We start from the raw sequence: 12292 nt of genomic DNA, 5'->3' as shown, positions 1-12292 counted from the left end.
GCTAGTCTCTAGTCTTTATATTCTCGAAATTCACTGGGTGATCATCATGATCGTGGGGTGCACCCAGTGTTAACGGTGGAGAAGAGTCAAGTGCTGAGGGTGGTCAATTCCCTTTTCGTCCACGGTGACAACTTGACAGAACTCTCTAAGGAAAACCCCGACATCGACGTACCCTCCATCGTTAACTGGTTGCGCACCCATCTGGGCATGAGGGTCTTTCCAGTCAACGATCCCTCAGCTCTGGGACTTTCCTTGACGTTGGTAACCATGGCGTGCTCGCCCATGGCGAGTGCCAAGTTCATCTACGACGCTCTAGGAGGTATAGTGTCGTCGGTAGTGAAGGACGTTAATTCGCCTAGGAGGTTTTCCTTGGTCGTTTACTTTCCTCACGGCAGTCGAGACTTCACCTCTCTCCTGAACAACTTAGTGGAGAACGAACTATGCTCGTCCTACGATATTGCCGAGATCAAGGAGAGGTACTACTATAAGCCAGATTACGAGAACTTCGACTTCGAGAGCGGGACCTTCGGGGAAATGAAGGAAGAGGAGAGGGACCCCATGAGGTACGAAGTGAACTCAAAAACGTTTCTAAGGCCGGACTGGGTGGACGTGAACCTACAAGGAAAGAGACAAGAGAGGGCAGATCTATCCTTGAAGGAAGTGGCGATCGAACTGGGTTTGCCCTTCAAGGAGGCCGTGTATCACTGGACTAAACACGTAGAGAAACGACAGGTGGTGGGGTACAACGTATGGCTCTTCAGGTCGGCGTTCAGACTCACCGTCTACCATCCGAAAGAATTGATGGGTAGGCTCTCTAGGATACCGACGACCGTCCTCACCTCGTGCGCAGACGACGTGTGTTACACAGCAGCACTGGGACAAGTGCATCAGTTGTTACCCACAACCACCTTCCTATCTCAACTCGTGGCCGAAGGACACGACCTCACCTTCTACCTCAGTCCCACCAAACCCACCTGGGAGTACGTCCTCACCGCTACCATCCCTTACGAGTACTTCGGCAGGGACGGCGAGTGGCACTTCGACGTAGACACCATAACGAGGAAGGTCGAACCGATACTGAGAAAGGCGAGGGAGGAGTTCACCTGAGCTACTACCCGATCTTTCATCTTACTCACCAGAGACCCCGTCCGTGAGGACGGGGAGTATAAGTGTAAATATCAAAACAGACATGAAAAGATCTGGGACGTTCCCTGAAAGCTGAAGTAAAGATAGCAATACGAGGAAAAATCCTAAACCCTAATGAAGAGAAGAGGCACGAACTAAACGTAGTCCTAGAACATCAAGAACTTGTCACTGATGCGGGCACGTTGCCCGCACGGACGGAAGGGAATACAGACGTAAGTGCGGTGTGGTACGTAACCGCGACTTGAACGCGTCGATCAACGTAGCCCGTGCCTCAACGAGAGGTACGGGTCGGGGGTAGGTAAACACCCCGAAGGGGGATGAAGGTGCACCGCGAAGGGTACCGGAAACCCCGAAGCCCCGCCCGTGAGGACGGAGTGGTTTACGCCTAACTCTGTCCTTCAATAAGACCAAGAGAGGAAGAGGGGTTGATTTCTTCCCTAGGAAGTCTCTTCTTGAGAATTAAGGAGAGGGAGCCTATCGCCTGTTCCAATTAACTGGTAGAGCGTCTGTTCCTTAAAGGGGTTCTCCTCCGTGTGTCCGCCGTTCTGGGCGTCGAGTTACATCCACGCCGCTCAGTTTGAGGGTGGAGACGTCAGGCCTCACTGGAATTGAAGGTTATATTGATGCGGGTGTAGTTCCTCCCAAGGTTCCATCGAGCCCTCGACCGAGGTGATGAGTGAGTGCTCGGCGTCGTCGAAGGTTAAACGTTGAAATTTAGAGGGGACCTCTTCGCCTGCGAAGACTTCAACTCCCTCCGTCGTAACGCACTCTACACGACGGGGGTGGAGGTTCAGCTCACAGATTCCTCCAAGGGGAAGGCGACTGGAAGTTCGAACCCTTAAGGAAGTAAGTTAGCGTCCCTCTTCCACAGAACTAAAGAAAGGTGCGCTAAAGGTGGCCACTTCGAGCGACCTCAAGGGTCCGAGCCTAGAACTTAAGGTAATTGGCAACATCTAATTTAAATTTCCGAACTATGTGCTACGGTAGTGGAACGGTGCCCCTTCTGCGGCGGGGAGATGAACGGGAAGTGTAGCAGGTGTAAATTTGAGTTCAGCGGATCCCAGAGTACCGAAGTCGACCTCGAGACTCTCTATAGGTTGGGAAACGAACTCTTCAGGTCAGGGAACTACCTTATGTCCTACTACTCCTACAGGTTGGCGTACTCCCTGTTCTGTTCAGACCATAAGCCCAGGTGTCTCGACGTCCTATTCAATGCAGGCATGGCTACCATTAACGCAGAAATTCAAGGAGTCAATAAAAGGGAACGCCTGATGATGGTCCTCAACTCCTTGGTACAACTCATGGAAAAGCAGCCCGACGCGGCGGACGTTTACAAGACTGTTGGAATGATACTTAAGGAACTCGGACCAATGGACGGCCTCTCCACTCCGGAGGACTACCTCAGACTTGGGGAAGAGCTCTCGAACAAGGAAACAAAAGCGGCGGAAGGCAGAGAAGAAAGGGAAGGAGAACACCTCGACGACGACGAAGAACACCTCGACGACGACGAAGAACACCTCGACGACGACGAAGAACACCTCGACGACGACGAAGAACACCTCGACGACGACGAAGAACAACAACGTGGGTTCCCGTTCTACGAGTACGGTGAAAACGGTGAAATAAAGTCGGTAAAGTCGGCGGTGGCCGAAGTGAAGTTCTTGGACGTTGTCGGACTAGAAGAGGTGAAGGAGGAGATAAGGAGGAGCTTGGTGATCCCCTTGGCGAGACCAGACCTGGCCGAGAGGTACAGTCTCGACACCGTCAGTCCAATACTGCTTTACGGTCCACCTGGGAACGGGAAGTCCCTCATTGTGAGGGCCATCTCTGGAGAACTGGGTATACCCTACGTCGTAATCGAGGAGAGCTCCATCCTGAGTCCCTTCGTCGGTGTGAGTGAGCGGAACCTGCAGAAGATCTTCAACTACGCCAAGAAACACGAGCCGTTCATAGTCGACCTGGAGGAACTCGATGGCCTGGGAATGGCGAGGGAGAGAAGGATGGGGGACAACTCTGTACACTCCCTCTCGGCCCTACTCCACATCCTCTCAACAATGGAGGGGCAGAGAGGGAAAGTGGTGGTAGTGGGAACAACCAACTCCCCGTGGTACGTGGATACCGCCCTACTTAGAGGGGGGAGGTTCGGAAGGTGGTTCCTAGTCAGACATCCGAACTTCGAGGAGAGGAAGATCCTTTTCCAGAAGGCCATTTTGAGGATGAAGGTCGAGGCGGACGTGGACTTAGAGAGGCTCGCCAAGGCCACAGAGTGGGCCTCGGCCTCGGAGGTGATAGACTTGGTGAGGAGGACGAGTTCTAACCTGGCCTTGAAGGAGATGTCCACAGGCAATCCCCAACGCCTCACCACTGACGACCTGCTCAGTACTGCGAAGGAAATGGGGAACTTAGGATCGGCGGTGAAGAAGTGGTACCTCGACGCCTATAACCTCCTCCTGGCTAGTTGGGATTACAGGGAACTGATTGGGCATCGGGCAGTGGACTTCATATCCAGGACGGCTAGGGAGATAAAGACCAACTCCAACACGATGTAGGACTCTACCGTGGGATGGATAGAAAAACGTGAAATGGCGTCATCCACACTCGGCGCTTGTCGCGTAGTTCCTCTGCCGCTCACTGTGGACTGAGGGTTCGGAACCTGTTGGTGGTGGGTTTAGATCGATCAGACAGTGCGAGGGGGTGTTAGCCCAAAAAGGGGCTCTGTTCCCTTTCTCCAAGAACCCTCTGACTCCGTAACCCAGTCGAGGTAGACGAACTCCTCGGCTAATCGACTTCCGCTTTAACGACGGGGTGAATCGTCGATTGCGCCCCTAGTCGTTAGTAATCCCCTAACAAAGCTTTTATGGTCAAATTGAACTCATAAATCTATGAAAGCTAGGACGGTGGAGGTAGGCCTCTACAGGGTACCCTCCAGACACGTCCAGGAGAACGCCATAGCCAGGTTCACCCACTACGAGTGGGTGTTAGTCAAGCTCACCTTCAACGGAGGAGTGGAGGGCGTCGGTTTCACTTACACTCAAGGAAGAGGGGGAGGGGCCGTGTTCAGCCTCCTGTCCGAATACTGGGCCAAGGAGCTCTTGACCTCGGAGGAGCTCGACCCCCTCACGCTGAACAGGAAGGCCAGGTCGATGACCTACTCCTACGGCCTGGAGGGGGTGAGTAGGATAGCCTACGCTGCCTTAGACATAGCGCTTTGGGACGCAGAGGCTAGGGCCCAGGACGTCCCCCTCTACAGACTTCTTGGAGGTCCTAGGAACCCCAAGGTCAGGGCTTACAGGAGCGCCATAGACCTCAACTTCACCGTCCAGGAATTGGTGGAGGACGTGAAGAAATTCAAGGAGATGGGCTTCAGGGCCTTCAAGATCAAGGTGGGGAAACCTGAGCTCGAGGAGGACCTCTCCAGGATAAGAGCGGTCAGGGAAGTGATCGGGAAGGACCCACTAATGGTCGACGCCAACAGGGGCTGGAGCTTCACCGAAGCCCTGAGGAGGGGAAGGGCGATGGAGGACTTGGTTTACTGGTTGGAGGAACCCATAGAGGCCGAGTTGCTGGACGAGTACAAGGAGCTCAGGGGGAAACTCAGGGTTCCCATAGCCGCGGGGGAGAGCCTTTACTCCTCCTACGAACAGACGAAGCTCATCACCGAAGGATGTGTGGATGTTGTTCAACTTGACGTGTTGAGGAGCGGCGGAGTGACGGAGTGGATGAGGTATGCCCAGTTGGCGGACTCTCTGGGGCTCCCGGTTGCGCCTCACTTCGGCGAGGAGATCTCAGTGCAGGTCCTATCCGCCGTGAGGAACGCCATGTTTCTCGAGCACCTCCCAGGAAGCAACCTCAACGACAGCGGCCTCCTGAGGAAGGGGCTGAGGTTCGAGGAAGGATACGCGCTTCCTCCAGACGGTCCAGGACACGGGCTCGAGTTCGACTGGGATAGGCTCAAGAGCTATCAAGTCAAGTACGAGAAGGTGACGTAGTACAACCGACCAGTTTCCTCTCCTAGCCCTTGAGTTCGCCGCTGGAGGGAAGTCGTCGATATCAGTCTTCGCGTCCTAGGACTAGATCCCTCGTGTTTACTTGTGGCGTGACTCTAACACTCAGGCCAGTCTGAACCCAACTTGGAATCTCCATTCGAGGGCGATGCCGTAAGAAAACTGAATTGGGCAGCTTTGTTAGGTTTAGAAACGGACCTTGGAACTACGAGCGGAAGTCTTCCTAGACCCCAAGGACTCACCGAGGAGAACCCAGAGCTATCGGGAGGTGAGGAGGCAGGCCAGGGTGGACGAGGTGAACGACGGGGAATGTAGGAGGAACGTATTCTTCGGTGACGTTTCCTCCCAGGATTCAGACAGCAAGAGTTTCAGTGGACTGACCGGGAGACAGGGTCCACACTGTGGAGGGGGTGTCGCCGATCGAGGCCCATCCTCGGAGGTGAGGGTCATCAAGCTGGCCTTGTAAAGGTTCTAAGTGAGCAAGAGGGTGACCATTCCCGCGCCTAGTTTCCTGTCGCACTTCTACCCGGATAAGAGAAGGGTTCCGCTGAGAGATAGGTCGCTCCTCAACTCGTTGAGGGAGATCGTGAGACCTCATTACCCTAACTTAGACTCTTTCTTAGACCACGTCGGAAAAATCTCGAACAACGAAGCTAAGTTGGCCCTAGAGGCCGGGGCTGACTCCGTGCAGTTCGAGGCACCCGACATACTTCGGTTGGATGTACACGGCCAATACAACGAGGGTAGGGGGAAGGTTAGGGAATCCGTCTCCACCAACAACGAGGTCCTCTCTAAGCTCCCACAGGATAGGTTGCGAATGCACTCCTGCTGGGTAAACTTGCTTAACTCCAAGTTCGACACCTTAGGACAGTCCGACCATCCCCTGCATGAGATATGTCAGCTCCAGGCTGGGATCATAGGCCTCCTCGAGTTGTTCGAGAGTATAAGGGACTTCGAGGAGCTGAAGTTCTTCAAGGAGTGCGAAGCGCCGGAGGAACGCTAGCGCTAGGAATAGTGAACGTCAAGAGTAGGAACGTTTAACCAGTAGTTCGAAGACGGTACGAGGCCGCAACGGAGGCCAGTGGGGGAGAGACCTGATCGCCAGTCCGGGATGTGGTTTCGCACAAGATCTCAACATACGTTCCCTAGGGAACACCTCCGGTAAGCTCAGGAACATGTTAGTAGCTGTGAGGCGTTGACGTTTTTACCTCAGGCTTGAAATGTATCGCATGGTGAAGGTCCTGGTACTCTTTTACGGTTACGGCTCCATAGTGGAGCTGGCTAAGGAGGTATACAGGGGAGCCCAGGAGTCTGGGGCTGAGGTAAGACTCAGGAGGGCCAGGGAAACCATGCCTCCCGAACTCGTGGAGAAGATGAGGATACCTTTAGATTCCGTGAAGGATATCCCCGAGGCGACCCTAGACGACCTGGTCTGGGCCGACGGGATAGTCATGGGATCGCCCACTAGGTTCGGCAACATGGCCGGACCTCTCAAGACCTTCTTGGATCAGACGGGACCGCTATTCGGAAAGGGGGCCCTAGTGGGAAAGGCAGTGGGCTTCTTCACGGAGGCCAACACGATGCATGGAGGACACGAGACCACTGTACTCACCATGAGCACGTTCGCCTACCATCACGGTATGGTAATAGTTCCGGTGGGTTACGCGATCCCGGAGGTGGGGTCCACTACAGCGGGAGGGTCACCTTACGGTGCGTCCCACCTCTCGTCACTCAAGGAGCTCGACGAGAAGGAGAGGGTCATAGCTAGGTTCCTAGGGAGGAGGGTCGCGGAGGTGGCCAGGAAGCTGAGTTCGCCTTAAGTTAGGGGTGTGGATTCCTTAGGGAAAGTCGAGGAGGTCCTTTGGAAGGGGAGTCCCCTCGTAGAAAGAATTTCAAGTGAAGTGACTTCCTCCCCGGCCTGAAGGGCGAGGGTTCCAGTCTTTTGTAATTACGCATCTCTCCCCGACAACTGGTAGGGGAAACTCCATCCCGCGTGATTTTCGTCTAAACTGAGGTCGAGGAGGTGGTAAACACCATCCATGTGGATGGACGGTCTTTCGTAATTCAAATATCACTTCCCGTTCGATGAGCGTAGGCGAACTGAGCGTCACCCTTCACCGAATCGGGGACCCACTTAGTAAACGTCCCCCTCCAGTTTACGATGTACGATAAAGCATTAGACGCGATCGGGAGGGTCGTTAGTCTCCGCGGGGCTCAGCCCTCTATCGCTAGGCAAGGTGAGGCGGAAGTGGGAAGTCCGTAAATGTGGTTCACATGAAGTATGCACGTTTCGCGGGGTGGGACTGGCAGCGAAACGTCGAGTAGGTCGTTTGGCCCCTCCCGGACAGCCCAGTTCCTTGTAGCAACGTCTGGCCTCCTTTCGTTTATATCTCTTCCCCTCACCTTTTAGGGCTTATACTGAAATGGGATCTCGGCTCAACTCGAGGACGTGAGAGGTGAACGACTTTGAAGAGCGACCTCAAGTTCCCGTTCTCGAACCCGGTCGATCTCCTCAGATTCGAACACGCCGTCCTCAGAGTGAGGTTCTCGGCGGCGCTGAGGGCCCTTAACTGCGACGTGGGATGGCAGATCCTCGAGGAAACTCACGGTTTCATCGTCGGTTGGCACGCCCCCATAGAGGACAACTACGTCTTCCAGCTCTTCCCGGCTGAGGCGACGAGGCCTTTCACCAACGATCACCTGCTCATCAGGAATTACGGAGACGGCGTCTTGAGAGAGAGGAGGAGGGACTGGGCCGAGAGGTACGTCAAGGTTGTCCTCGACCACAACGCGAACGAGGAGGAGAGGTTGTTTGTCCTCCCCATAGATGAAGGTAGGACGGTGGAGGTGACGAGGAGAGTGGTGTTGAAGCTCAAGGAGTTCCCGAGGTACGGTGAACTCACGGGGGTGAGGCTGTAACGCTGGACTACGCTAGGGTAGTCACGTCCTACGTGCTAGTCGCCTTCGGTTTCCTAGTCGCCGGTTCGGCTGTACTCCTGTTGGAGTTCTTGGGACTGGTGGGAGCAGAAAGGGACGCGGTCTTCCTCACGTGGTTCATGGGCTTCGTGGTAACCATGGTGGTGGGAATAACCCACCTCGTTTTCCCACCGCTCGTGAGGGCGGTGCGAATGAAGGAGGAGTACATAGTGGCGGAGCTGGTCCTCATGGTCTCTGGGACTACGCTGGCGATAGTTGGGTTTGTCCTCAGGGATTTCCTGGGGCCGGTGGGGGTGGGGCTCTTCGTCTCCTCCATCCTGATGCACCTGAACGAACTGGTGAGGTTGACGTTAAGGGGTAACTGAGGAGGAACCGCGCCGATAGTTGGGTGAAGTGGAGAGGACGCGATTCAACCTGCTCACCTTAGCCTCAGCCAACCCAAGTGCGAACTCCTTGAGTATTCCAGGGATTGCCCCCTTCACCAGCCTACCGTTAACTTCGCCGAAGTACTCCCTCCCCACCCTGAACACGACGACCCTCTGCTTCGGCGAGAATTGTACTTCCCCACCCATGGCGTTCCTCATCGCCACTTCTCCGGACTGTTGGGCCACCTGGGCCGACTGGGGGATCCAGCCATCCTTGAAGGTGGCACAGTCCCCGGCTCCGTAGACGTCCTGGACTTCGACGGACTGAAGGGTCCTGTCCACCAACATCCTGTTCCTCTTGTTTGGCAATCCCAGGCGCCGGATCACTTCTGGCCCGGCGAAGCCGGCCGCGAAGACGGAGAGGTCGACCTTGAGTCTCCCCTGCGAGGTCTCGAGCTCACCTTCCTTAACTTCGTCCACCGTGGTCTTCAACATGACCTCCACTCCCGCGTTCACCAACAACTTCAGGGCGTAGTTGGAGGTCTCTTCTCTCAGGAAGGGGAGGAGCCTTTCCTCGCCCTCTATTAGGTAAACTCTCTTTCCCCTGAGGGCTCCCGCCAACTCGATTCCCAACGGTCCCCCGCCCATTATCGCCACCGACCTCGCCCTAGACGCCATCTCCCTCAACCTGAGCACGTCGTCCATAGTTTCGTACTTGAGGGCGTACCTCTCAGCCCCCCTTATCTTCGAGAGGTCCTGACTGAACCCCAGGGCGACGATCAGGGCGTCGTACCTCACTTCCCCCGCAGTGGTGACCACCACCTTTTCCTTGAACCTCACCTCCTTCACCGAGGCCTCCAGGTCCACTGTCCTCGGGATGGAGGCGGAGTTGGGGTGGAGGCCCTCCACCACCTCAACGTAGCGTGGGGTGAAGTGGAAGTGCGATGAGGAGTCTATCAACAAGGCCGACGGGTTGAGCAACTTCGCCGCCACTCCCGCGAAACCGGCGCCCAGTACGACTGTCCTCTTCATAGCTAACTAGATAACGAGTAGGGCGTAAAAAGGTGTCCCTCAAAGGTTAGGCGCAGTGACGTGGACTAGTGCTCCCTAGAGGCTTCTGTCCCACCACTTCAACCCGCCCGCTTGGAGGTCCCAGAGAACTTCGAGGAAGTTCGTTCACCCTCTAGGGCATACGGAAAGTACACATTCCCCTACCCTCCTGGCGCGTTCTCGTCGTTTAGTCAACACTGGGACAGGTGGTCCGCTCCCCATGCGATACTAGGATTGAGGACTATACTTCTTTGGGGAGGTCGACTGCTCCCTTGGTTCAATCGCGAAGAGGCGCGGCGCAGGGTACCTGAGGGAGTTCGTGAAGTGGGTACTCTACGCGTTAGAGGCGCGGAAGCGAGTTGGGAGAGGCTTCCGGCCGACTTCGTTGGAGTGGCAAGTCCAGGGGCGTAGGGTATGGGGAGGTTATTGTTAGAGAGGAATAGTCCGCTGGAGTAGGTTCCCGTCGGTACGTCCGCGCCGACCTACTCTCGGCACTCAAGGGCGAGGCTCCCTCTCCTCTGACGGCCCTCTCCCGTCATGGACGGGAGGTGAAAAGGCTGCCCTTCAGTTCAAAGTGGCTCGCCTGACCCTGAATCGGTTGAACGAGCTTCCCTGTCGCACCATCAAACATTTTTTAACTCCATACGTATACGTATACGTATGGTGAAGGTGACAGCTAAGTACCAAGTCACGATCCCCGAGGAAGTCAGGAAGAGGGTGGGTCTCAAGCCAGGAGAGGAGGTGGAGGTATTGGTCCTGAACGATCAAGAGCTCCTACTGAGGAGGAAAATGAGGAGGGTGAGGGACCCGCTCTCTGTCCTTTTGGGGTCGAAGTCGAACACCGAGGTGAGCCCGGAGAGGGTGGACGAGCTTGCGGAGGGATGAGCTCCTCTTCGTCGACAGCAACGTCTTCTTCTACGCTAAGGTGGGGGACAGGAGGTACGGGGAGTGCTGCGCCAGAGTGATATCGGCCCTCTACGCTGGCCGCCTGAAGGGGGTCGTGGACACCCTCGTCCTATTAGAGGTGGGAAACTCCCTCAGGAAGTTCAACGTGGACTTCAAGAGTCCAGTGGAGGCCATACTCTCCCTCCCTTTAACGGTCTACACACCGTCGGTGGACGACGTAGTAGAGGGGATAGCCGTAGGCAAGGAGAGGGGAATGTCCCCCTACGACGCTCTCCACGCCGTGGTGGCGGAGAAGTTGGGAGCTAAGGTGTTGAGCGCCGACTCCGACTTCCGAGAGAGGTTGGACCCGTGCGATTTAGCGGAGGACCTGGGCCCAGGCGCTTGATTCAATTGAAACGGTCCCACTAGGAAGCTCCTCTTCCCTCTAGGGGACTCTCCGTTCAACCATTCTACGTGGATTTTGAGAGACGCGGTACCCTTAGGTTGGAGGACTAGGGTACCTTAGTCTAAGGGTAGCTATCTGTAGTTAGGAGGACTAGCAAGTGGAGCTGGGAAGATCTATGCTCCTCGACTCGGCGAACTCCGTCCGAGAGGAGCCTCGAAGCCCTCGACACTCCCTCCACCCCGCTGGAGATAGGGGTAAGTTAGGCGTCCCTGTCCCCTTTTATTTCTAACGTTCCGACTTCGCCGAAAGTTTTCCTAACCCACTCCCTTAGTGAGTTCAATTGCCTCTCCAGTCCTCTTGACGTCGAAGGGACTAGGAAGTTCCCCGCCGGGGAACGGGAACCCGTTTATTCCGCTTCGCTTGAGCTAGCTCATGCACAGAGTTGTGGAGCTCGGACACGTGGTGGCTGCCCCGTTCGCGGGGCTCGTTCTGGCCCACCTGGGGTTCGACGTGATAAAAGTGGAACCTCCTGGAGGAGATAGGAGCAGGTACGACGACGTACTGGGCGACTCCATGTTCGTATTCAACAACAGGGGGAAGAGATCCGTGGTCCTGGACCTCAAGTCGTCTGAGGGCAAGGAGGCTTTCCTGAGACTGCTGAGGACCTCCAGCGTCCTCATCGAGAACCTCTCTCCCGGTAGTATGGAGAGGTTGGGGCTGGGGAGGGAGAAGTTGAGGGAGGCCAACCCTCGGCTGGTTCACGTGTCGGTGAGAGGGTACGGTGGCTCGCTGTCCAACTACCCAGCCTTCGGAACGCTCGTGGAGGCCCTGACTGGGATGATGTGGGCCAACGGTGGAGCCAGGTTACCCGCGTCTATCACCGACATGTGGGCATCGATGAACTGCGTAGTAACTGTCCTCTGGGCCCTACTGGCCGGGGCCCCAGGTTACTACGAAGTGGGCATAGCCCAGGGTGACGCCGAACTCCTCGGGTACTACCTCCTAAACTACCAGAGGAACGGAAGGCTCCTCCAGGGAGGGAGCGACGCCCTCCCCTTCTGGGCCCCATACGAGACGTTCGTCACGGGGGACGGGAAGAGAATATACGTCGCCGTCAACGACGACGGTAAGTGGAGGAGTCTGTGCCAGCTCCTAGGTTTGACACACCTCGTCGACGACCCCAGGTTCAGGACTAACGCGGACAGGGTCAGGAACAGGGAGGAACTCCACAGGGCCATTCAAGAGAGGTTCGACCTAGCAGACTCTTCCGTGGTGGAGAGGCTGGTCGAGGCCGACGTTCCAGCTGTGCCGGTCCACGAACTTAAGGACGTATTACTCCTCGACGCGGTGGAGTGGGAGTCCGTGGATGGAGCTAAAGTCCCCAGGTTACCGCTACCTGGAAAGTTGGGGAGGGCCCCCAAAGTTGGGGAACACACCGAGGAAGTGTTGAGGGAACTGGGATACGAGGGGGAGGAGTTGATGAGGCTCTCTAGGTAGCG

Annotated in this window: 13 protein-coding genes; 11 read left to right on the top strand and 2 right to left on the bottom strand. The window is 56.0% G+C overall.

Annotated features, from left to right (window positions below):
• The first annotated feature begins 66 nt into the window (after positions 1-66).
• From HS1genome_RS09080 to wrbA, 6 genes are all read left to right on the top strand, one after another.
• A complete protein-coding gene (locus tag HS1genome_RS09080) occupies positions 67-1107 on the top strand; it encodes a hypothetical protein (protein ID WP_126450628.1) in 1041 nt (346 codons plus the stop codon).
• A gap of 1025 nt (positions 1108-2132) precedes the next feature.
• Positions 2133-3695, top strand: coding sequence for an AAA family ATPase (locus HS1genome_RS09070; RefSeq protein ID WP_126450626.1), 1563 nt, complete (start codon positions 2133-2135; stop codon positions 3693-3695).
• Between the two features lie 333 nt (positions 3696-4028).
• Positions 4029-5135: a mandelate racemase/muconate lactonizing enzyme family protein gene (locus HS1genome_RS09065; protein WP_126450624.1), complete on the top strand. Its 1107-nt coding sequence runs from the start codon at positions 4029-4031 to the stop codon at positions 5133-5135.
• 214 nt (positions 5136-5349) lie between these two features.
• On the top strand, positions 5350-5616 hold the full coding sequence (locus tag HS1genome_RS09060; protein ID WP_126450622.1) for a hypothetical protein: 267 nt from the start codon (positions 5350-5352) through the stop codon (positions 5614-5616).
• A gap of 9 nt (positions 5617-5625) precedes the next feature.
• A complete protein-coding gene (locus tag HS1genome_RS09055) occupies positions 5626-6153 on the top strand; it encodes a uroporphyrinogen decarboxylase/cobalamine-independent methonine synthase family protein (RefSeq protein WP_126450621.1) in 528 nt (175 codons plus the stop codon).
• Between the two features lie 226 nt (positions 6154-6379).
• Positions 6380-6970 (top strand): NAD(P)H:quinone oxidoreductase, encoded by a 591-nt coding sequence (wrbA, locus tag HS1genome_RS09050; RefSeq protein ID WP_126450619.1) that lies wholly within the window; start codon positions 6380-6382, stop codon positions 6968-6970.
• 394 nt (positions 6971-7364) lie between these two features.
• Here the strand turns inward: wrbA and HS1genome_RS09045 are convergent, their stop codons facing one another.
• Positions 7365-7553: a hypothetical protein gene (locus HS1genome_RS09045; protein ID WP_126450617.1), complete on the bottom strand. Its 189-nt coding sequence runs from the start codon at positions 7551-7553 to the stop codon at positions 7365-7367.
• A 63-nt stretch (positions 7554-7616) separates the two neighbouring features.
• Here HS1genome_RS09045 and HS1genome_RS09040 point away from each other — a divergent pair, with 63 nt between their 5' ends.
• Together HS1genome_RS09040 and HS1genome_RS09035 are read left to right on the top strand one after the other, a co-directional pair.
• A complete protein-coding gene (locus tag HS1genome_RS09040) occupies positions 7617-8069 on the top strand; it encodes a hemerythrin domain-containing protein (protein WP_126450616.1) in 453 nt (150 codons plus the stop codon).
• Positions 8070-8101: 32 nt separating this feature from the next.
• Entirely contained in the window at positions 8102-8452 is a 351-nt protein-coding gene (locus HS1genome_RS09035; protein ID WP_126450614.1) for a hypothetical protein, read from the top strand.
• Here the strand turns inward: HS1genome_RS09035 and HS1genome_RS09030 are convergent.
• Positions 8438-9484, bottom strand: a complete 1047-nt coding sequence (locus HS1genome_RS09030; RefSeq protein WP_126450612.1) for an NAD(P)/FAD-dependent oxidoreductase — start codon at positions 9482-9484, stop codon at positions 8438-8440. The two genes, HS1genome_RS09035 and HS1genome_RS09030, sit on opposite strands and share 15 nt — an antisense overlap.
• A 678-nt stretch (positions 9485-10162) precedes the next feature.
• Here HS1genome_RS09030 and HS1genome_RS09025 point away from each other — a divergent pair.
• The 3 genes from HS1genome_RS09025 (at position 10163) to HS1genome_RS09015 (ending at position 12290) form a co-directional block, all read left to right on the top strand.
• Positions 10163-10387 (top strand): AbrB/MazE/SpoVT family DNA-binding domain-containing protein, encoded by a 225-nt coding sequence (locus HS1genome_RS09025; RefSeq protein ID WP_126450610.1) that lies wholly within the window; start codon positions 10163-10165, stop codon positions 10385-10387.
• Positions 10374-10793: a type II toxin-antitoxin system VapC family toxin gene (locus HS1genome_RS09020; protein ID WP_126450609.1), complete on the top strand. Its 420-nt coding sequence runs from the start codon at positions 10374-10376 to the stop codon at positions 10791-10793. The genes HS1genome_RS09025 and HS1genome_RS09020 overlap by 14 nt, the downstream gene beginning before the upstream one ends.
• 432 nt (positions 10794-11225) lie before the next feature.
• Positions 11226-12290 carry a CaiB/BaiF CoA transferase family protein gene (locus HS1genome_RS09015; protein WP_126450607.1) on the top strand — a complete coding sequence of 355 codons (1065 nt, stop codon included), beginning with the start codon at positions 11226-11228 and terminating at the stop codon, positions 12288-12290.
• The last annotated feature ends 2 nt before the right edge of the window (positions 12291-12292 follow it).

This window comes from Sulfodiicoccus acidiphilus (genome assembly GCF_003967175.1).
Taxonomy (GTDB): Archaea; Thermoproteota; Thermoprotei_A; order Sulfolobales; family Sulfolobaceae; genus Sulfodiicoccus; species Sulfodiicoccus acidiphilus.
Note: the sequence above shows the minus strand (reverse complement) of the source record. Positions and strands in the feature narration are given on the sequence as shown.

Excerpts from the sequence above, each read along its gene's own strand:
- HS1genome_RS09065 (WP_126450624.1), top strand. The coding sequence starts at position 4,029 with ATGAAAGCTAGGACGGTGGAGGTAGGCCTCTACAGGGTACCCTCCAGA.
- wrbA (WP_126450619.1), top strand. The coding sequence starts at position 6,380 with ATGGTGAAGGTCCTGGTACTCTTTTACGGTTACGGCTCCATAGTGGAG.
- HS1genome_RS09030 (WP_126450612.1), bottom strand. The coding sequence starts at position 9,484 with ATGAAGAGGACAGTCGTACTGGGCGCCGGTTTCGCGGGAGTGGCGGCG.
- HS1genome_RS09025 (WP_126450610.1), top strand. The coding sequence starts at position 10,163 with ATGGTGAAGGTGACAGCTAAGTACCAAGTCACGATCCCCGAGGAAGTC.
- HS1genome_RS09015 (WP_126450607.1), top strand. The coding sequence starts at position 11,226 with ATGCACAGAGTTGTGGAGCTCGGACACGTGGTGGCTGCCCCGTTCGCG.